Annotated in this window: 17 protein-coding genes and 1 pseudogene; 16 read left to right on the top strand and 2 right to left on the bottom strand. The window is 69.8% G+C overall.

Annotated elements, in window-relative coordinates; translation table 11 throughout:
* Positions 1-6 precede the first annotated feature (6 nt).
* Positions 7-912: a hypothetical protein gene (locus ABZT18_RS18895; RefSeq protein WP_354996018.1), complete on the top strand. Its 906-nt coding sequence runs from the start codon at positions 7-9 to the stop codon at positions 910-912.
* A 13-nt stretch (positions 913-925) separates the two neighbouring features.
* Here ABZT18_RS18895 and ABZT18_RS18890 read toward each other — a convergent pair whose 3' ends face one another.
* Positions 926-1,897: an aldo/keto reductase gene (locus tag ABZT18_RS18890; protein WP_354996017.1), complete on the bottom strand. Its 972-nt coding sequence runs from the start codon at positions 1,895-1,897 to the stop codon at positions 926-928.
* A gap of 186 nt (positions 1,898-2,083) precedes the next feature.
* On the opposite strand from ABZT18_RS18890, the gene ABZT18_RS18885 reads away from it, so the two are divergent.
* The 12 genes and pseudogenes from ABZT18_RS18885 (at position 2,084) to ABZT18_RS18830 (ending at position 14,041) form a co-directional block, all read left to right on the top strand.
* The gene (locus ABZT18_RS18885; RefSeq protein ID WP_354996016.1) at positions 2,084-3,136 is read left to right on the top strand and encodes an LLM class F420-dependent oxidoreductase; all 1,053 of its coding nucleotides are present in this window, start codon (positions 2,084-2,086) and stop codon (positions 3,134-3,136) included.
* Positions 3,133-3,969, top strand: coding sequence for an undecaprenyl-diphosphate phosphatase (locus ABZT18_RS18880; RefSeq protein WP_354996015.1), 837 nt, complete (start codon positions 3,133-3,135; stop codon positions 3,967-3,969). Before ABZT18_RS18885 ends, ABZT18_RS18880 begins: the two co-directional genes overlap by 4 nt.
* A gap of 191 nt (positions 3,970-4,160) precedes the next feature.
* Entirely contained in the window at positions 4,161-5,624 is a 1,464-nt protein-coding gene (locus ABZT18_RS18875; protein ID WP_354996014.1) for a sugar porter family MFS transporter, read from the top strand.
* Between the two features lie 174 nt (positions 5,625-5,798).
* Positions 5,799-6,101, top strand: coding sequence for an urease subunit gamma (locus tag ABZT18_RS18870; protein WP_354996013.1), 303 nt, complete (start codon positions 5,799-5,801; stop codon positions 6,099-6,101).
* A 42-nt stretch (positions 6,102-6,143) separates the two neighbouring features.
* Positions 6,144-6,479, top strand: a pseudogene (locus ABZT18_RS18865) (urease subunit beta); the annotation flags it as partial.
* Between the two features lie 174 nt (positions 6,480-6,653).
* Positions 6,654-8,372 carry an urease subunit alpha gene (locus tag ABZT18_RS18860; RefSeq protein WP_354996012.1) on the top strand — a complete coding sequence of 573 codons (1,719 nt, stop codon included), beginning with the start codon at positions 6,654-6,656 and terminating at the stop codon, positions 8,370-8,372.
* Between the two features lie 62 nt (positions 8,373-8,434).
* Positions 8,435-8,998, top strand: coding sequence for an urease accessory protein UreE (ureE, locus tag ABZT18_RS18855; RefSeq protein ID WP_354996011.1), 564 nt, complete (start codon positions 8,435-8,437; stop codon positions 8,996-8,998).
* A gap of 22 nt (positions 8,999-9,020) precedes the next feature.
* Positions 9,021-9,698, top strand: coding sequence for an urease accessory protein UreF (locus ABZT18_RS18850; protein ID WP_354996010.1), 678 nt, complete (start codon positions 9,021-9,023; stop codon positions 9,696-9,698).
* Positions 9,699-9,763: 65 nt separating this feature from the next.
* Entirely contained in the window at positions 9,764-10,393 is a 630-nt protein-coding gene (gene ureG / locus ABZT18_RS18845) for an urease accessory protein UreG (RefSeq protein WP_354979247.1), read from the top strand.
* Entirely contained in the window at positions 10,390-11,307 is a 918-nt protein-coding gene (locus ABZT18_RS18840) for an urease accessory protein UreD (RefSeq protein WP_355252008.1), read from the top strand. The genes ureG and ABZT18_RS18840 overlap by 4 nt, the downstream gene beginning before the upstream one ends.
* A gap of 16 nt (positions 11,308-11,323) precedes the next feature.
* A complete protein-coding gene (yut, locus tag ABZT18_RS18835) occupies positions 11,324-12,349 on the top strand; it encodes an urea transporter (RefSeq protein ID WP_354996008.1) in 1,026 nt (341 codons plus the stop codon).
* A gap of 27 nt (positions 12,350-12,376) precedes the next feature.
* A complete protein-coding gene (locus ABZT18_RS18830; RefSeq protein ID WP_354996007.1) occupies positions 12,377-14,041 on the top strand; it encodes an ammonium transporter in 1,665 nt (554 codons plus the stop codon).
* Positions 14,042-14,053: 12 nt separating this feature from the next.
* Here ABZT18_RS18830 and ABZT18_RS18825 read toward each other — a convergent pair whose 3' ends face one another.
* On the bottom strand, positions 14,054-14,782 hold the full coding sequence (locus ABZT18_RS18825; RefSeq protein WP_354996006.1) for a YoaK family protein: 729 nt from the start codon (positions 14,780-14,782) through the stop codon (positions 14,054-14,056).
* A 160-nt stretch (positions 14,783-14,942) separates the two neighbouring features.
* Here ABZT18_RS18825 and ABZT18_RS18820 point away from each other — a divergent pair, with 160 nt between their 5' ends.
* The 3 genes from ABZT18_RS18820 (at position 14,943) to ABZT18_RS18810 (ending at position 17,183) form a co-directional block, all read left to right on the top strand.
* Complete coding sequence (locus ABZT18_RS18820) at positions 14,943-15,665, top strand: MSMEG_4193 family putative phosphomutase (RefSeq protein WP_354996005.1); 723 nt, start codon at positions 14,943-14,945, stop codon at positions 15,663-15,665.
* A 118-nt stretch (positions 15,666-15,783) separates the two neighbouring features.
* Entirely contained in the window at positions 15,784-16,368 is a 585-nt protein-coding gene (locus ABZT18_RS18815) for a DUF3090 domain-containing protein (protein ID WP_354996004.1), read from the top strand.
* On the top strand, positions 16,365-17,183 hold the full coding sequence (locus ABZT18_RS18810) for an SCO1664 family protein (RefSeq protein WP_354996003.1): 819 nt from the start codon (positions 16,365-16,367) through the stop codon (positions 17,181-17,183). The genes ABZT18_RS18815 and ABZT18_RS18810 overlap by 4 nt, the downstream gene beginning before the upstream one ends.
* The last annotated feature ends 65 nt before the right edge of the window (positions 17,184-17,248 follow it).

The following is a 17,248-nucleotide window of genomic DNA, read 5'->3' as shown; positions in this document are numbered from 1 at the left end:
CGCGTGATGTCAGGGGAGCGAAGCCGGCTCGGTCGGTTCACCGACGCGGTGCTCGGCGGCGCTCGGGCGGCCCGCGACAAGGCCCGTGAGCTGCGCGACGAGTTCCGTACCAGCGACGAGCCCGAACGTGCCCTCGTCGCGCCGGTGCTGCCCGGGCAGGAGCTCCGCTACGTGGGGCTCGCACCGGTCCGTGCCCCGGAGACGCACAGGGCCGGCCGGCAGCTCGCCGACGAGGTGGCGGGCGAGATGGCCGACGCGCTCGACCCGAAGGTGTTGTTCGGGCTGCTCAACATCGTCAATCCGGTGGTCTGGGTCGACGCGGTGCTGACGCCGGTCCGGCTGGCGGCTGGCGTGCTGCTGCTGCCCGGCAAGGCCGGTGCCGTCGCCGTGGGTCTCCCGGAGGCCGTCGCGCCGGAGCCGGGTCCGCCGCACCAGCCGGTGCGGCGGGAGCCGATCCCGCTCACCGAGGAGCAGGAGGCGTTCCGGGCGCTGTTCCGCCTCAGCCTGTATCGGCCGCTGGCCGACCAGCTCGCCGAGATCGCCTACCGGCGCCGGTACGTCTTCAGCGGCGACCTCGCCACCCTCGCCGGCAGCCTGCTGCTCTTCCTGGAGCGCTACACGGGCACACCCCTGGCGGTGACCGACACCCACCTGCACCTGCTGCGGATGGGGCCCCGCCCCGACGCCGACCGGCCCGACCGGCGCCAACCACGGGTGCTGTGGAGTGTGCCGCGCAGCCGGGTGGCCCGGGTCGACTCCGAGCGGGGTGTGGCCGGGCTGGTGCAGTTCTCGTCCACCATCGTCTTCGACGACGGCTCGTGGATCCGCATCGACCAGCCCGCACTCCGGGACGACCAGTCACGCTTCCTGGCCGCGATCCACGAACTCCCGGGCCAGCGCCCCGCGCCCTGACCCGGCCGGCGGGTCAGCCGTCGCGCTCGGGGTAGCCCACGGGCACCGCCGAGACGTCGTCCAGCGCGGTGGTGATCTCCTCGGGCAGTGTGATCCGTTCCACTTGCAGCGCGCCGAGCAGCTGCCCCACCGTCCGGGCGCCGAGGATCGGCGCGGTCACCCCGGGCCGGTCCCGGATCCAGGCCAACGCCACCTCCAGCGGCGACACACCCAGCCCACCGGCCGCGGTCGCCACCGCCTCGACGATGCTGGAGCAACGCGGCTCCAGGTACGTCGCGACGAACCGTTCGAAGTGCGGCGAGGCGGCCCGGGAATCCGCCGGACGGCCGTGCCGGTACTTGCCGGTGAGCACTCCCCGGCCCAGCGGTGACCAGGGCAGCACGCCGAGACCGAGCGCGTCACAGGCGGGCAGCACCTCCCGCTCCACGCCCCGCTCCAGCAGCGAATATTCCACCTGGGCGGCGACCACCGGTGCCCGCCCGGGCCAGGCGGTCTGCCAGGCGGCGGCCCGTGCGGTCTGCCAGCCGGAGAAGTTCGACACCCCGACATAGCGGACCTTGCCGCTGGACACCGCGTGGTCCAGTGCCGCGAGGGTCTCCTCGAGCGGGGTGTCCGGGTCGTACCCGTGCACCTGGAACAGGTCGACGTGGTCCGTGCCGAGCCGGCGCAACGACGCGTCCAGCGTCCGCAGCAGGTGCCCCCGGGAGCCGTCACGGCGTCGGCCGCTGCCTGGGCGCAACCCCGCCTTGGTGGCGATCAGCAGGTCGTCGCGGGGCACGAGGGTGCCCAGCAGCGAGCCGATCACCGACTCGGCGTCACCGTCGCCGTACACGTCGGCGGTGTCGATCAGGTTGCCGCCCGCGTCCAGGAAGCTCTTCAGCTGGGCGGCCGCGTCGTCGGCGTCGGTGTCCCGACCCCAGGTCATGGTGCCGAGCGCGAGCCGGGAAACCGCCAGCCCGCTTCGGCCGAGCGGTCGCTGCTGCATGGGTGAACCTTATTTCGAACCTGCCGATACGGATATCCTCGCTCCCGTCATCTCTGCCGGTTCTGCCGGTTCCGCCGACGGCGGGCACCGCGACGGACGGGGATCATTGGTGGAGAGCCGGTGATCGAGTCCGTTATCGGCATTGCGTAACCTGGTGCGACCTGTGCCACGGATGGGGGAGGACCAGTGCGACTCGGGCTCAGTCTTGGATATCAGACAGCGTGGAGCACACCGGCCGACCACTTGGCGCTGGCCCAGGAGGCGGACCGGCTGGGTTACTCGGTGGTGTGGGCGGCGGAGGCCTACGGCTCCGACTCGCCCAGCATGCTCGCCTGGATGGCCGGCCAGACCGAACGGATCGACGTCGGCGCCGCGGTGATGCAGATCCCCGCCCGTACGCCGGCCGCCACCGCGATGACCGCCGCCACCATCGACGCGCTCTCCGGCGGCCGGTTCCGGCTCGGCCTGGGCGTTTCCGGCCCGCAGGTCTCCGAGGGCTGGCACGGTGTGCGCTTCGCCAAGCCCCTCGCCCGGACCCGTGAGTTCGTCGACATCGTCAAGCTGGCCATCGCCCGTAAGGAGGTGGCGTACGACGGCGAGCACTACACGCTGCCGCTGCCGGACGGTCCCGGTAAGGCCCTGCGGCTGGGCTTCCACCCACCGCGCGAGCACATACCGATCTACCTGGCCGCGGTCGGCCCGAAGAACCTGGAGCTGGCCGGCGAGATCGCCGACGGCTGGTTGGCGGTGTTCTACTCCCCGGAGTTCGCCGACGAGCAGCTCGCCTCGGTGAGCGCCGGGCGGGCCAAGGTCGGCAAGGAGCTGGCCGGGTTCGACGTGGTGCCGTCGGTGCCCGTGGTGATCGGCGACGACGTGGCCTCCTGCGCCGAGCTGGTGCGCTGGTACGCCGCTCTGTACGTGGGCGGGATGGGCAGCCGCCAGCAGAACTTCTACAACCAGCTCGCCACCCGGATGGGCTACGGCGACGCCGCCCGCGAGGTGCAGGACCTGTACCTGGCCAAGCGGCAGCGCGACGCGGCGGCGGCGGTGCCGATGGAGTTCATCGACCGCACCTCGCTGCTCGGCCCGAAGGAGCGCGTCGCCGAGCGGATGCGGGAGTACGCCGCCGCCGGTGTCACCACCCTGTCGGTGACCCTGTTCGTGGCAGACCGGGACAGCGGTGTGCAGACCCTGCGTACCGTCGCCGAGGCACTCGACCTCTCGGGAGTCGGCGAGTGACCTGGGTCGAGGCCATCGTCCTGGGCATCGTCCAGGGACTGACCGAGTTCCTTCCGGTCAGCTCGTCGGGGCATCTGCGGATCACCTCGGCGATCTTCTTCGACCGCGACGCCGGCGCGTCGTTCACCGCGGTCACCCAGCTCGGCACCGAAGCCGCCGTGCTGATCTACTTCGCCAAGGACATCTGGCGGATCACCCGGACCTGGTTGGTCGGCATCAGGGACAAGTCGGTGCGTTCCAGCCTCGACTACCGGATGGGTTGGTACGTGATCGTCGGCTCGATCCCGATCGGGCTGTTCGGTTTCCTGTTCAAGGACCAGATCAAGACCGCCGGGCGCAACCTGTGGGTCGTGGCGACCACGTTGATCGTGTTCGCGTTCGTGCTGGCGTTCGCCGAGTACTGGGGGCGGCAGACCCGCACCCTGCAGAACTTCCGGATGAAGGACGGCGTGGTGATGGGCTTCGCCCAGGCCATGGCGCTGATCCCCGGGGTGTCCCGCTCCGGTGGCACGCTCACCGCCGGCCTGCTGCTCAACCTGACCCGGGAGGCGGCGGCACGGTACTCGTTCCTGCTGGCCATCCCGGCGGTGGTCATGTCCGGCGTGTTCAGTCTCGGGGACGTCTTCGAACCGTCCGCCGCGGGCACCTCAACGCCCTCCGTGGCCCAGATGGTCGTGGCGACGATCATCGCGTTCGGCATCGGCTACGCGGCCATCGCCTGGCTGCTGCGGTACGTCGCCCACCACACCCTGTACGTCTTCGTGCTGTACCGGGTCGCGCTGGGCACCCTGGTCCTCGCGCTGTTGATGACCGGTGCCATCAGCGCCACCTGATCCGCCCGTACCTTCGGCCCCCGGCCCCCGTAAGAGGGGACGGGGGTCGGTCCGTCGTGGGTGACCGTCACCCGGACCTGCCTGTCCTTCTGGTCATTCCGCACTAGCCGGATATAGCGCACATATCCTCTTGATATCGGGCTGTCTCCCGGACGGGATCTGCCGGTGGCTCGCGTCAGAGGGGGGCAACCGTGACTGCCAGCGGCGGTGGGAAGCGCGGGCGGGGCAGGCCACCGAGACGCAACCTCATCGCGGTTGTCTCCATCGTCGTCCTCTCCGGCGCGTTCTTCGGCTACGACCAGGGCGTCATCAGCGGTGCGCTGCGCGACATCCGCCAGACCTTCCACGCGGACACCTTCGCCGTCGAGGTGGCGGCGAGCTGGGTGACCCCGGGGGCGCTGGTGGGTGCGCTGCTCGGTGGTCACCTCGCGGATCGGATCGGTCGCCGGGGGGCGCTGTGGGTCGCCGCCGCCACGTTCGCGGTGGGCACCATCCTGCAGGCTGCCGCGCCGGTGATAGGGGTCATGTTCGGTGCGCGGTTGATCCTGGGGCTGGGCATCGGGGTGGCCTCGGTCGCCGGCCCGATGTACGCGGCGGAGGCCGCGCCGGAACGGATCCGCGGCAGCCTCCTGGCGATCTACCAGTTCTCCACCACGTTTGCGATCTTCATCGGCTACCTGGCCGACGAGCTGTTCGAGGCGGGCAACTCCTGGCGTTACCTGCTGGCGGCGGCGGCGCTGCTGGGGGTGGCCCTCGCACTGGTCACCACCGTGATCCCCGACTCGGCCGTCTGGTACTTCGGGCGGGGGGACAAACGCCGGGCGGAGGCGTCGCTGAAGGCGACCGTCCCGGAACAGAAGGTGCCCCAGCGGCTGCATGCCATCGAGGAGAGCCTTTCGGCCGGCAAGGCGGGCTGGCGGGAGGTGCTCTCGTCGCAGTGGCGCCGTCCGTTGGTGCTCGGTGTCGGCCTGGCCCTGTTCCAACAACTGACCGGGATCAACGGCATCATCTACTATGCCGACTCGATCTTCTCGGCAGCCGGGTTCCACACCCCGCAGGCGCAACTGGCCGCGACCACGTGGGCGATCGGCGGGGTCGACTCACTGTTCACGCTGGTCGCGGTCGCCTTCCTGGACCGGCTCGGTCGCCGGCCGCTGCTGCTGGTCGGGCTGTTGGGCATGGCGGTCTCGCTCGTGGTGGTCAGCATCAGCTTCGCGAAGATGGCCCCGGCGGCGCAGACCGCCGGAGCGACCGGGCACCATCCCACCGACGCGGGCATCTTCCTGCTGGTCGGTGTGGTCATGTTCGTGGCGTTCTACGCGATGTCGATCGGACCGGCCGCGTGGACCGTCATCAACGAGATCTTTCCGGGCCGCATCCGGGGTCGGTGCGTCGCGATCGCGTCCGCCACCCACTGGGGCACCGAGTACCTCATCACGCAGTTCTTCCTGAGCATGCTCGACGCCCTGGGGAGATCGGGGGTGTTCGCGCTCTTCGCCGGCACCTGCGTGCTCGGCTTCCTGTTCATCTGGCGGTACCTGCCGGAGACGAAGGGCAAGACCCTCGAAGAGATCCAGCAGATGTGGCAGAACGACGATCGTGCTCGTCACCCGCACCGTGCAGGCGGCCGGTCTGCCGGAACGACGGGGACGTGATTCTCGGTTCTGACCCGCGACGCAGGGGGCAGGCGTACCTTCGATCCGAAGCCGCCCAAAAAGGATCTGTCGGACAAAGTCGGTCATTTGGGTAGGACGCCAGCGCTCACCCTGTGGCGAGTCCGCTCGGCTCGATGGCGGCTCCCGACCGAACAGTCGCGAAGGACCAGGACAGTGCATCTGACACCAAGGGAACTCGAAAAGCTGACGATCCTCTCGATGGCCGTCGTCGCCAACGCCCGCAAGGCCCGGGGGGTGAAGCTCAACCACCCCGAGGCCGTCGCGGTGATCTGCGCCGCTGCCCTGGAGGGGGCCCGGGAGGGCAAGACCGTCGAAGAGGTCATGAACGACGCCCGCAGCACTCTCAGCGCCGACGACGTGATGCCGGGCGTGCCGGACATGCTGCCCATGATCCAGGTCGAGGCGGTCTTCACCGACGGCTCGCGACTGGTCACTGTGCACTCGCCGATCCGATAGGCGCAGAAGCCCGGACACGTCTCCAGGAAGGTGGAGCAGGACATGGCCAAACAACATCCCGGCCCCAATTCGAAGCACGTGCGACCCATCGGCGGCTACGTGCTGAGCGACCAGCCGCTGGAGTTGAACGCGGGTCGGCCGGTTACCGAAGTCGTCGTCCAGAACACCGGCGACCGACCGATCCAGATCGGCTCACATTTCCACTTCTTCGAAGCCAATCGGATGCTCGCCTTCGATCGCGAGGCGGCCTTCGGTAGGCGGTTGAACATTCCGGCGACGACCTCCATCCGCTTCGAGCCGGGCGACAAGAAGACGGTGGAGCTCATTCCCTTCGGCGGGCAGCAGCGCGTGTACGGGTTCAACGGGCTGGTGCAGGGGTGGAGCGGCAGCGAGTCGACTCCCAGTTACCGGCCGGACCGCACCGAGGCGATCCACAACGCCAAGACCCGTGGCTTCAAGTTCGGCCCGGAGCAGCAGGACAACCCCAAGGGCAAGAAACAGTAGATCCACTATCCCGCAGGGCTGCCAGCCTCGGGCAGGAGAGATGATTCGATGAGCCAGATTTCGCGGCAAGAGTATTCCGGCATGTTCGGCCCCACGACGGGCGACAAGATCAGGCTCGGCGACACCGACCTGTACATCGAGATCGAGAAGGATCTCCGGGTCCTCGGCGACGAGGTGATGTACGGCGGCGGCAAGACGCTGCGCGACGGCATGGGCGTCAACAACCAGTACACCAACGCCCAGGGTGGCCTGGACCTGGTCATCACCAACGTGACCATCCTCGATGCGACTCTGGGCGTGGTGAAGGCCGACGTCGGTGTCAAGGACGGCAAGATCGCCGGCATCGGCAAGGCCGGCAACCCGAACATCATGGACGGGGTCACCCCGGAGCTGGTGACCGGTCCGGGCACCGAGGCCATCTCCGGCGAGCACCTCATCCTGACCGCCGGCGGCATCGACGCGCACGTGCACCTGGTGACGCCGTTCCAGGCGCAGACCGCCCTGAGCAACGGTGTGACCACCCTGTGGGGAGGCGGCACCGGCCCGACCGACAGCACCAACGGCGTCACCATCACCCCCGGTCCGTGGAACATCCAGGCGATGATGCGGGCCTTCGAGACCATCCCGATCAACATCGGCCTGATGGCGAAGGGCAACAGCACCGGCCGTGCGCCCCTGGTGGAACAGATCATGGCGGGCGCGCCGAGCTTCAAGATCCATGAGGACTGGGGCGCGCCGCCGGCGGTGATCCGGGCCTGCCTGGACGTCGCCGACGAGTTCGACGTGCAGGTCAGCATCCACACGGACACCCTCAACGAGAGCGGCTACCTCGAGGACAGCATCGCCGCGTTCGAGGGCCGGACGATCCACACCTTCCACACGGAGGGCGCCGGTGGTGGACACGCACCGGACGTCATCAAGATCGCCAGCCAGATGAACGTGCTGCCGAGCTCGACGACGCCGACGGTGCCCTACGGCATCAACAGCCAGTCCGAGCTGTACGACATGATCATGGTCTGCCACAACTTCAACCCCCAGGTCCCCTCGGACGTGGCCTTTGTCGAGAGCCGGATCCGGACGGAGACGATCGCGGCCGAGGACGTCCTGCTCGACGAGGGCGTCATCTCGATGATGCAGAGCGACTCGCAGGCCATGGGGCGCGTGGGCGAGACCTGGCTGCGGACCATCCAGCTCGCCGGGCAGATGAAGAACGTCCGCGGCAAGCTCGCCGAGGACGCCGACGGCAACGACAACTTCCGGGTGCTGCGGTACGTGGCCAAGATGACCATCAACCCGGCGATCACCCAGGGGATCTCGCACGTGCTGGGGTCGGTCACGCCGGGCAAGATGGCCGACCTCGTGCTCTGGGAGCCGGCGTTCTTCGGTGCGAAGCCGAAGCTGGTCCTCAAGGGCGGCATGATCGCCTGGTCGATCATGGGTGACCCGAACGCCTCGCTGCCGACGCCGCAGCCGGTCACCTACCGGCCGTCGTTCGCCGCGTACGGCAACCAGCTCGCCAAGACCTGCGTGACCTTCGTGTCCCGGGCCGCGCACGAGTCCGGCATCGCCGAGCAGCTCGGTCTGCAACGGCAGGTCATGCCGGTGTACCGGACCCGGGGCCTCACCAAGCGGGACATGGTCCGCAACGACAGGACCCCAAAGCTCGAAGTCGATCCGGAGACCTTCGCCGTGAAGATGGACGGCGTGCACGCGACCGTGCCACCGGCCAGGAACCTGCCGCTGAGCCAGCTCTATTTCTTCAGCTGACATCGCCGGGACCGGTCGCACACGCGCCCGGTCCCGGCACACCCACCCGAAAGGAGAGGCCCGTGCTCGTCGAGACGGTGCTGGGCAACATGAACGAGCCGGACTGGACGCTGCGCCTGAAGGAAGCGCGCATCGACGACCTCGTCCTCGACCAGTGGGACGCCCAGAAGAGCCGCATCCGCAAGATGACCAGCTCCGGGGCGGAGCTGTCGGTCTCGCTGGAGCGGGGCGTCCGGCTGCGCGACGGCGACGTCCTCGCCTGGGACGACCTGAGCGCCACGGCGGTGGTGGCCCGGGTGCAGTTGGGCGAGGTGATGGTGGTGCACCTCGACAAGTTGCGCGGCGAGTCAGCGGAGCTGCTCATCCGCTCGGCCGTCGAGCTCGGTCACGCCATCGGCAACCAGCACTGGCCGGCCGTGGTCAAGGGGACCAAGATGTACGTCCCGCTGACCGTGGACCGCAAGGTCATGGACTCGGTGATGCGTACCCACGCGTTCACCGGGATCACCCACGAGTTCGTCCCCGGCACCGAGGTCATCGCGTATCTCGCGCCGCACGAGTCGCGGCGGTTGTTCGGTGGCGCCGACTCCACGCCGCACTCCCATCTCCCCGCCGACCTCAACTGAGCGGGGCCGGACGATGCGCACCATGGCCGAGACCCTGAAGTTGTTGCAGTTCGGCGATTCGGTCTTCCCGGTCGGCGCCTTCTCCTTCTCCAACGGGCTGGAGATGGCCGTCGAGCACGGCGTCGTCCACGACCGGACGACGCTGCAGGACTTCGTCCGGACGGTCACCCGGCTCGCCGCCACCGGGGACGGTGTCGCCCTGCTCGTCGGGCACCGTGCCGCCACCGCCGGGGACCTCGACCGGATCCGGCGCGCGGACGAGGCCGTCCACCTGCGCAAGATCAACGAAGAGATGCGCACCATGTCCGTACGCATGGGTCGCAAGCTGGCAGAGGCCGCGACCCGGATCGTCGGGGAGTCCCTGCTCAAGAAGCGGCTCGGTGAGTCGGCTACCGGCGTGCCGGTCACCTATCCGGTCGCGCTCGGGGTGGTCTTCGCCGATCTCGGCGTGCCCGAAGAGGACGCTTTCGCGGCCCACCAGAACGGCGCGGCCTCGACGGTGCTCAGTGCCGCGATCCGGTTGATGCGGATCGACCATCTCGACGCGCAGTCGATCCTCTTCGCGGTCAACGAGCAGGTCACCGACGACTACCGCGACGTACGCACCGCGGACCTCGACGACATGCAGACCTTCGGGCCCCACATCGACGTCCTGGCCGCCGCGCACCAGCACACCCACGTGCGGATGTTCATGAGCTGAGAGCCGGACTCCGCGATCCACATCTCCCTGAACCTGAAACGTCTCCCAGAAGGACAGGTCACATCATGAAGTCGGCAAGTCGTATCGGCGTCGGCGGCCCGGTGGGCAGCGGCAAGACCGCGATCATCGAGGCTGTCGTGCCCCGTTTCGTGGACAACGGACTGCGGGTCCTGGTGATCACGAACGACGTCGTCACCACGGAGGACGCGAAGCACGTACGACGCGCCCTGACCGGGGTCCTGGTCGAGGAACGGATCCTCGGGGTGGAGACCGGTGCCTGCCCGCACACGGCCGTGCGGGAGGACCCGAGCATGAACCTGGCCGCCGTGGAGGACATGGAGTCCCGGTTCCCCGACAGCGACGTGGTGCTGATCGAGAGCGGCGGAGACAACCTCACCCTGACGTTCAGCCCCGCCCTGGTCGACTACTTCATCTACGTCATCGACGTCGCCGCCGGCGACAAGATTCCGCGCAAGAACGGCCCGGGGATCTCCAAGTCCGACATCCTCGTGATCAACAAGACCGACCTGGCGCCCTACGTGGACGCCGATCTCGACCTCATGGCGAGGGACGCGGACGTGACGCGCAACGGCAAGCCGGTCATGTTCACCAACTGCAAGACGGGCGAGGGCATCGACGAGCTCGTCTCGTTGATCCGCCGCAACGCGCTCTTCGACGCCGAAGTGGTCGCATGATCACACTGGACAGTGCGCGGGAACTGGAGCCGTACCAGGACCAACCGGCCCAGTTACCCGCCGCTTCCAACGGCAAGGTCGGCGTGCTGCGCCTCGGGTTCGAGCGGCGCGGGGACCGCACGATCCTGCATGACCTCTACCGGCAGTCGCCGCTGCTGGTCCAGCGGGCGCTGTACTGGGACGAGGAGATGCCGGAGCTGCCCTGCGTCATGATCCTCACCACCTCCGGTGGTGTGCTGCAGGGCGACCGTCTGCACCTGGACGTCGACCTGGCACCCGGTAGTCAGGCGCACCTGGTCACCCAGGCCGCCACCAAGATCCAGGAGATGGACGCGAACTACGGGTCGCAGATTCAGACGTTCACCCTCGCCGAGGACACCTACCTCGAGTACCTCCCGGAACCCGTGATCCCGTACCGGGCCAGCCGGTTCGTCACCGACAGCCGGGTGCGGCTCCCGGAGAGCGCCACCATGCTCTACGGGGAGGTCCTGCAGCCCGGCCGGAAGTACTACCGCGACGGCGAACTCTTCGCCTACGACCTCTTCTCCTGCTCCGTGCGGGCGGAGCGTCCGGACGGCCGGCAGTTGTTCGTGGAGAAGTTCGTGGCGACGCCGGGGCAGTTCCCGGTGGCGCGGGTCGGTGTCATGGATCGCTTCCACATCTTCGGCAACGTCGTGCTGCTCACCAACCCCGAGCGGGCCGCCCGCGTCTTCGACCGGACCTCGACGCCTGTGTGGGACGAGGAGACGCCGCTGGCCAGCGCCGTCAGTCGGCTGCCGAACGACGCGGGGCTCATCTTCAAGGTCCTGGGGCAGGAGACGGAGCCGGTTCGTGCCGCGGTACGCGCCTTCTGCGTGGCCGCCCGCGAAGAGGTGACCGGCCGGACCTTCCCGCCGGCGTTCAGCTGGCGATGAAGCAGAGGAGACTGCCGTGACCGGAGTGACGCAGGGCTGGGACAGGCTGAGTGACCGCAACCCGCTGGTCGGGTTCGTCGACGCCTGCCTGCGCGGGCCCGCACAGGTCGTCCTGCAGAACAATCCGCTCACCGGCCTGCTCATTCTCATCGCGGTCGCGTGGGGAGCGTTCGATGACGGGCAACCACGGATCTTCGGGGGTGGTGTCCTCGGTCTTGTCGTCGGCACCGCCACGGCCGTCGCCCTCCGGGTGGACGATGCCTCGCTGCGCAAGGGTCTGTTCGGCTTCAGCCCGTTTCTGACCGGGATCGCCGTGCCGACTTTTCTCGATGACCGGCCGCTGATGTGGCTCTACCTGGTGCTCGGCGCGGTGGCCACGACGGTGGTCACGCTGGCCCTGAACGCGATCTTCAAGACCTGGGGCCTGACCGCGTTCACCATGCCGTTCGTGCTGACCACCTGGGTGCTGCTGCTGGCCGCGTACCAGTTCGACAGGTTCACCGTGCTGACCAACCTGAAGCCGATGTTTCCCGGTGAGGGGCAGTTGACCGGTGGCCGTTTCAACTGGGACCTGGTCCCCACCTTTCTGCGCGGGGTGTCCCAGGTCTTTCTGATCAACAGCTGGGTCACCGGGTTGATCATCCTGGTCGCGCTGCTGGTCAACTCCCGCTGGTCGGCGCTCTTCGCGGTGATCGGCGCCGTCGGCGCGACCCTGCTGGCGCTGTGGTTCGGCGCCGACGCGTCCTCCCTGGACAAGGGCCTGTTCGGCTTCAACGCGGTGTTGACGGCGATCGCCGTGGGCGCGGTGTTGCACCGCCCCGGCGCGCTGGTGACCGTCTACACCCTCTTCGGAATCGCGTTGACGCTCTTCGTCCAGTTGGCCCTGGCCAGCGTCCTCGCCCCGCTGGCCATCCCGGTGCTGACCGGGCCGTTCAACATCGCCACCTGGTTGCTGTTGCTGCCCAAGCGGCACTTCGCGCCGGTGCCCAACCACGAACGCGCCAAGGAGACCGTCGTCTCGACGGTAGAGCGCTCCGTCTGACCGTACCAAGAGGAGAGGTGAGCTTCCGTGCTCGCTCAGGACGCGGTGAACTCGGGCGACACCGCCTGGGTGCTGGTGTGCACCGGCCTCGTGTTGTTCATGACCCCCGGCCTGGCCGCCTTCTACGGCGGGATGGTCCGCACCCGCAACGTGCTCGCGATGTTGCAGCAGAACATCGTCGCGCTGGGGGTCGTCAGCCTGACCTGGGTGCTGGTGGGCTACACCATCGCCTTCGGCGACGACGCCGGCACCGGCCTCTTCGGCAACCTGGAGCTGTTCGGCCTGACCGACCTCCGGGTCCCGCCCGCGCCGCACCTGCACGTCGTCGCCAGCCAGGTGACCATTCCGACCCTGGCCTTCGTCGCGTACCAGATGATGTTCGCGGTGATCACCCCCGCGCTCGTCACCGGGGCCACGGCCGGTCGGCTGAAGTTCGCCGGCTGGGTCGCGTTCCTGGCGATCTGGTCCATCGTGGTCTACGCGCCGATCGCCCACTGGCTCTGGCACCCCGATGGTTGGCTGGCCCGCTTCGGCACGCAGGACTGGGCCGGTGGGATGGTGGTCCACGCCTCGGCGGGAGCCGCGGTGCTGGCCCTGTTGCTGGTCGTCGGCCGCCGCCGTAACTGGCCACACACCGCCGCCCCGCCCAACTCGATCCCGTTGACCATCCTCGGGGCGGGCATCCTCTGGTTCGGGTGGTTCGGCTTCAACGGCGGCGACGGGCTCCAGGCCAACGGGGTGGCAGCCCAGGCGGTGATCAACACCCACCTCGCGGCGGCGGCCGGCCTGCTCGTCTGGCTGGTGGCGGAGCGGGTGAAGGACGGCCACAGCACCGTGGTGGGCAGCGTCTCCGGTGCCGTCGCGGGCCTCGCGACGGTCACACCGGCCGCCGGGTACGTCAACGCGGTCTCCGCCATCGCCATCGGAGCGATCGCCGGAATCGTCTGCCACACCGCGCTGCGGTTGAAGTACCTGCTCCGGCTCGACGACGCGCTGGACGTCCTCGCGGTGCACTTCGTCGGCGGCATGCTCGGCTCGCTGCTGCTCGGCTTCTTCGGCAGCAGTGGCATCAACCCGCTCGGCAAGGACGGGCTCTTCTTCGGCGGGGGCGGCTCCCTGCTCTGGCATCAGATCGTCGGCGTGGTCGCCGTGGTGGCCTTCTCCTTCGTGCTCAGTTGGGCGATCGCCGCCGCCGTGCAGGCCGTCATCGGGCTCCGTGCCCCGACCGACGTGCAGGAGAACCTCGACCAGACCCAGCAGGACACCGGCGCGTACCACCTGGGTGGGGTGGCGGGTCTCAGCGGCACGGGCGGACCGCAGCGACGGCGCGACACCGAACGGGAACGCGGCGCCGGACGGCCGATCCGGCCGGGCCAGCAGGTCCAGTTGGTCACCGCGACGGTGAACCCGACGCTGCTGCCGACCACGCGGGAGCTGCGCGACGCCCTGCTCGGTGCGGGAGCCACCTCCATCGTGGTCTCCGACGCCACGGTCTCCACCGCCGAACCGGGCGGCGCCCGATCGCTGCCCCGCGGCTACTGGCAGGACCAGGATCTCGTGGACCGGGCCCGGGTCGAGGTCATGGTGGAGCAGGCGGCGGTGTCCGCGGTGCTGGACGTGCTGGGCCGGTACGGCGCCGACCGGTCGGAGAGCTTCGTGCAGGACGTCCAACTCGCGACCGACGTGCGCTGAGGTCAGCTTCGGTCACTGTCGGGTCCGGCCGGAGCGGACGAGGAGAGACAGCGTGGACAGAGCCAGCGCTCCCCAGGCCGGCACCCAGAGGGGACGTCCCTGGGCCACCGTTCCGAGGCCGCCCCCGGCGGCATAGCAGGTCAGTGCCAGGAGTCCCAGAAACGTGCCCTGCCTGGCTCGACTCCGGCGGTTGTCCGGTCCGGCCAACCAACGACCGATGCGTTCACCGATCTTCGCCACCGTGCCGGACTGGTAGGTGATGTGGGTGACGATCCCGGCGGTGCGGACGAACAGGGTCGCCAGGGCGCCCATGGCGAATCCGCCCGCGGCGGCCAGCGCGATCCGTGGCCACCCGCCGTGCTGGCCGTGGTGCAGCAGGGCGTTCAGTGCCGCCCAGAGCGCCATCGTGACCACGGCGCAGGCGAGCCCCCGGGAGGACGGCGACCATCGGCTCCGGGCCGCTCGTACCTGTGAGACCACGCCCGTCCCGGCGGCGAACGCGACCAGTGAGGCCCCGGACTCGGGCCAGGCGGCGTGTCTTCCGGCCAGGCCGATGCCCAGGAGGACGGCGTTGCCCGACTGGTTGGCGACGAATGCGCCGTAGCGCAGGAAGGCGAAGGCGTCCACGAAGCCAGCGATCCCGGTGGTGAGGGCGAGGACCAGGAGGGGGTGCCGGAACTCCCGGTACACGTCCTGCGGGTCCGACGTGATCGAGGGCTGCGCGGCTGCCGAGTCGCCCATCGCGTTCCACAACCTCCGATAAGGACCCGGACAAGCCGGGCATTGAGGTATTTTACCGCCGCGCTGGCGCTTCATCCCGTTTTCGCCCGTCCCGACACCGGGCGGCACGGACACGGCACACGCCGGAGGGCGACGACTCCGGTCGGGCGCAGGTCATAGGGTGGTGCCCGTGGCGACCCTTCTGCTTCTGCGACACGGCCGGACGACCGCGAACGCGGACGGCGGCCTGGCCGGCCGCCAGCCGGTCGAGTTGGACGAGACAGGCCGGGCCCAGGCGGGCGCGGTCGGCGAGCGGCTGCGGCCGGTGCCGCTCGCGGCGGTGGTGACCAGTCCGCTCATCCGGTGCCGGCAAACCCTGGAGCTGGCGTTGCCCGAGGCCACCCCGCTGGTGGAGGAGGGGCTGATCGAGTGTGACTACGGTGCGTGGGAGGGGCAACCGCTGAAGAAGCTGGCCAAGGAGCCCCTCTGGCCGGTGGTCCAGCAGCGCCCGAGCGCCGCGGTCTTCCCGGACGGGGAGGCCATGGCGGCCATGGCGGCACGGGCGGTCGCGGCGGTGCGGACGTGGGACGCCCGGATCACGGCCGAGCACGGTCCGGAGGCGGTCTGGCTGGCGTGCAGCCACGGCGACGTGATCAAGGCGATCGTGGCCGACGCGCTCGGCGTACACCTGGATCTTTTCCAGCGGATCGTGGCGGACCCGGCCTCGGTGACGGCGATCCGGTACACCCCGTTGCGGCCGTTCCTGCTGCGGCTCAACGACACCGGTGGCGACCTGGCCGGGCTGGTGCCGCCGCCGGGCAAACGGCGTCGCCGCGCGGCGCGGGCGGCCGGGGTGGCCGACTCCGACGCGCCGGTCGGCGGCGGCGCGGGGGCGGGCCGGTGACGGGCCGACGGTCCGCCACGCCCGGGTACGGTGGCCGTTGCACCGGGCGCGGCGGGCGCGTGGTGATTCGCGTCGGTGGGGTGCGCGATGCCATGGCGGGCCGGATAGGGTCGTGGGTATGACCCACCAGGTGCACGCCTTCGAACCGCCGGAGCGGTTCGTCGCCGGGACTGTCGGGCCGCCGGGGGAGCGCACGTTCTTCCTGCAGGCCCGCGGCGGCGGCAGGCTGGTCAGCGTCGCGCTGGAGAAGGTCCAGGTGTCTCTGCTCGCCGAGAAGCTGGAGGAGCTGCTCACCGAGGCGCAGCGTCGCTTCGGCGCGGACGTGCCCACGCTGGCGCCGGTGATCGGCGACAACGAGCCGCTGGACACTCCGGTCGACGAGGAGTTCCGGGTCGGGACCCTCGGGCTGGCCTTCGACGTGGACACCGCGACCGTGGTGATCGAAGCGATCGCCGCCGGCGAGGTGGAGCCCGAGGTCGAGCTGGGCGACGAGGACGACGACGAGGATGACGACGACGAGGACGACGAGCCCGACGAGGACCTGGACCGGCTCCGGGTCCGGCTCACCCCGCAGGCGACCCGCCAGTTCATCGAGCGGGCCCGGCGAGTGGTCAACGCGGGCCGGCCGCCGTGCCCGCTCTGCGGCCAACCGTTGGACCCCGCCGGGCACCTCTGCCCGCGGCACAACGGTTACCACCGGTGACCTCGTCCGGCCTCCAGCCCCGCCAGGACGGCGACGCCGCGCTGCGGCTGCTGCGTGACGGCGTGCTCGACCTGGAGGGTCGGCTCGTCGACGCGTCCAACACCACGCTGCGCGGCATCCTGACCCTGGACGGGCTCACCGCCCGCTGCGTCTACAAGCCGGTCCGTGGCGAGCGCCCGCTCTGGGACTTCCCGGACGGCACGCTCGCCGGCCGGGAGGTCTCGGCGTACCTGGTCTCCCGAGCCACCGGTTGGGGCCTGGTGCCGCCCACCGTGCTGCGGGACGGCCCGTTCGGCCCCGGCTCCTGCCAGCTCTGGATCGACGAGCCGGAGGACGCCGAGCCGCTGGTCGGGTTCCTGCCGGCCGACGAGCTGCCGCCGCGCTGGTTCCCGATCGCCGCGGCCCGTGACGACGACGGCGCCGCGTACGTACTGGCGCACGCCGAGGACCCCAGGCTGGCCAGGCTCGCGGTGCTCGACGCGGTGATCAACAACGCCGACCGTAAGGGCGCTCACGTGCTGGTCGGGGCCGACGACCGGATCTACGGCGTGGACCACGGGGTGAGCTTCCACGTGGAGGGCAAGCTGCGTACGGTGCTCTGGGGTTGGGCCGGCAAGCAGCTGCCCCCGGACGCCGTGGAGATGCTCGACGGGCTCGCCGGGCAGGTCGCCGGGGCGCTCGGCGCGGAGCTGGCCGACCACCTGACGATCAGCGAGATCGCCGAGCTGACCGCCCGCATCGACGGGCTGCGGCAGACTGGCCGCTTCCCGCAACCGCCGGAGGACTGGCCCGCGGTGCCCTGGCCGCCCATGTGACCCGCTGTCATCTTGATCACCCGTGTGGCGCTCCGGCGTCGTCGTCGGGCTGGCTAGGCTGATCC

This window comes from Micromonospora sp. NPDC005291 (assembly GCF_040607415.1).
In the GTDB taxonomy this organism is placed as follows: domain Bacteria; phylum Actinomycetota; class Actinomycetes; order Mycobacteriales; family Micromonosporaceae; genus Micromonospora.
Note: the sequence above shows the minus strand (reverse complement) of the source record. Positions and strands in the feature narration are given on the sequence as shown.

What these genes read in the sequence shown, in the direction of transcription:
- ABZT18_RS18895 (WP_354996018.1), top strand. Translation starts at nt 7, where the DNA reads ATGTCAGGGGAGCGAAGCCGGCTCGGTCGGTTCACCGACGCGGTGCTC.
- ABZT18_RS18890 (WP_354996017.1), bottom strand. Translation starts at nt 1,897, where the DNA reads ATGCAGCAGCGACCGCTCGGCCGAAGCGGGCTGGCGGTTTCCCGGCTC.
- ABZT18_RS18860 (WP_354996012.1), top strand. Translation starts at nt 6,654, where the DNA reads ATGAGCCAGATTTCGCGGCAAGAGTATTCCGGCATGTTCGGCCCCACG.
- ABZT18_RS18850 (WP_354996010.1), top strand. Translation starts at nt 9,021, where the DNA reads ATGGCCGAGACCCTGAAGTTGTTGCAGTTCGGCGATTCGGTCTTCCCG.
- ureG (WP_354979247.1), top strand. Translation starts at nt 9,764, where the DNA reads ATGAAGTCGGCAAGTCGTATCGGCGTCGGCGGCCCGGTGGGCAGCGGC.
- ABZT18_RS18840 (WP_355252008.1), top strand. Translation starts at nt 10,390, where the DNA reads ATGATCACACTGGACAGTGCGCGGGAACTGGAGCCGTACCAGGACCAA.
- ABZT18_RS18825 (WP_354996006.1), bottom strand. Translation starts at nt 14,782, where the DNA reads ATGGGCGACTCGGCAGCCGCGCAGCCCTCGATCACGTCGGACCCGCAG.
- ABZT18_RS18815 (WP_354996004.1), top strand. Translation starts at nt 15,784, where the DNA reads ATGACCCACCAGGTGCACGCCTTCGAACCGCCGGAGCGGTTCGTCGCC.